This window comes from Vibrio sp. 1249-1 (assembly GCF_033340495.1).
Map to the genome: position 1 here is coordinate 1 of NZ_JAWOWJ010000649.1, position 658 is coordinate 658.

Below are 658 nucleotides of genomic sequence, written 5' to 3' on the forward strand. Positions count from 1 at the left end.
ATAAACAGCTGTCGGTGTTGACCGAAAGTGTCTACGACCACCTCAATAGTTATCTGCGAAAGCCGTTTACGGCGGTGATGACGCTTGCTCACAACGTGAGTTATCACAACCTGTACCATCCCCATGATACGCGAGATGTCCAAGCCTACTTATTGAGCGCGTTTCAGAACCTATACCGTTCTATTCCGCAGCTGGACGTGATCGCTTTTGGTTCGGAAACTGGCGATTTCGCGGGTTTTCGTCGCGAGATCTCCGACGATTACACCTTGATGGTTCAAGATAAATACACCGATGGTAAGTTAATCATCTACGGCACAGATCATGTCAGTAACGATATTCGTACTGTCATCACGCCTTACGATCCAAGAACTCGTCCTTGGTATCAACCTGTCGCCAAAGACGAAAAACCGATGTGGTCAAAAATCTACACCAATGCGGATGAGCGCCAAGACATCACCTTATCTGCTATGACACCGGTGTACGAACACCAAGAATTTGCGGGCGTATTGGTGACGGACATTCGTATCAATACCTTCAACGAGTTTCTACGCGTCATTAAGAAGAACACCAAAGCATCGGTCTTTATCATGGACCAAGAACACCGATTAGTGGCACATTCTGGCCCAGGCAGCGTAGTGTCTTGGGGCACAAAGTTTTC

General features: G+C 47.6%; 1 protein-coding gene. It reads left to right on the forward strand.

Annotated elements, in window-relative coordinates:
• A partial coding sequence (locus R7Z50_RS28150; protein ID WP_318149838.1) for a cache domain-containing protein occupies positions 1-658 on the forward strand: 658 nt, incomplete at both ends.